The sequence below is a fragment of the Dokdonella sp. genome (assembly GCF_019634815.1).
GTDB lineage: Bacteria > Pseudomonadota > Gammaproteobacteria > Xanthomonadales > Rhodanobacteraceae > Dokdonella_A.
Genome location: NZ_JAHCAP010000055.1, coordinates 1 through 1,338, shown reverse-complemented (window position 1 = coordinate 1,338; position 1,338 = coordinate 1). Strand labels below are relative to the sequence as shown.

At 67.1% G+C, this 1,338-nt stretch carries 1 protein-coding gene; it reads right to left on the bottom strand.

Annotated elements, in window-relative coordinates:
* Positions 1–144: 144 nt before the first annotated feature.
* On the bottom strand, positions 145–1,338 hold a 1,194-nt coding region (locus KF759_RS14190), incomplete at its 5' end, for an IS1182 family transposase (protein WP_291226496.1).

The following is a 1,338-nucleotide window of genomic DNA, read 5'->3' as shown; positions in this document are numbered from 1 at the left end:
CTCAGAGCTTGTGAACTTTTCGGTCACGCCCGCCGAGGAGGGTGCGAGTGGGTTTGTGACCGCCGTGGCGGCCAGATGATCTATTCAGCATGAATGTGCTCGCGCTTTCTGCTTTTTCGGATCGTTCTTCGGTGTTTCCTACGTTCAAGCCCCGATTCCGGACACGGCAGACGCACCTTTCCCGAGGGCGAGCATCTCCGGCGCGAGGCTGGCCATACGCATCAGGTTGTGGGCCAAGGCAAAGAACAGGACCACGCACTTGACCTTGGCCAGTCCGCGCACGCGGAACTGCTGCAGTCCCCGGTTGCGGCTTTGGGCATTGACGCACTCGGCGGTTGCGGCGCGGTTCTTATAGATCGCCTTGGCCTCGTCGGTCCCCATGCGCGCTCGCCACGCCGCCACCGCAGGACTGTCATCGGGCTTGGGCTGGTGCGGATCCACCGTCTTGTCCTTGGCCGCCGGCACCGGCCCGTACACCGTGGTGTGTGCGCTGGCTTGTTCGACTTGCTGGTGACCCACAAAGCCGCCATCGACCAACCAGGCCTCGGGCGCCTGACCGCAACGCTCGCGCACCTGCTCGATCATCGGCACCATCTGACCCTGATCACTTCCCGCCGTGGCCACCTCGACGCCCACGATCACCAGCGAATCGACGTCGCTGGCCAACTGCGGGTTGTACGCGGGCCGAAACCCGCCGTCACCCATCTTCATGACCGTCGCCTGGGCATCGGTCGTCGAGGCGCGCGCCTGATCGGCGGCCTTGCCTTGGCGGCGCTTGATCGCTTCGAGTTCGGGCAAGCGTGCCAGCGCCTCGGCCACCCGGGCCTCGCGCTCACGGGCCGCGCGCAGCCGTGCCGCCTGACGAGCCCGATCGGCCTTGCCCGGGTCGGCTTCGAGCTCGGCCTTGAGTTGCGCAACCCGCTCGCGGGCCGCCTCCAGGTAGCCCGCGAGCTTGTCCTCGCGCCGGAACGATCCCGCCCCCGCGCTGGCCCGCACCCGCATGCCGTCATGCGCCACCTGGCGCAGCTTCACCACCCCGGCGGCAATGAGCGTTGCCACATTGGCGCTGAGCAACTCGTCGAGCGCCTCGCCGTGATCCTTCCGAAAGTCCGACAGCGTGTGGTAATTGACCTGCACCCCGCCGCACAGCCAACGGTACGCATCATGCGCATCGGTCAGGCGCGCCACCTCGCGCGCGCTGCCCACTCCGTCGAGCGTCGCATACAGCCACAGCGACAGCAGGATCTCGGGCGCAATCGCCGCCCGACCAACCCCGCCCTCACGCACCCGGATCCGCTCATAGAAGCGCCCAAGATCCTGCCCGACCACATACGACCA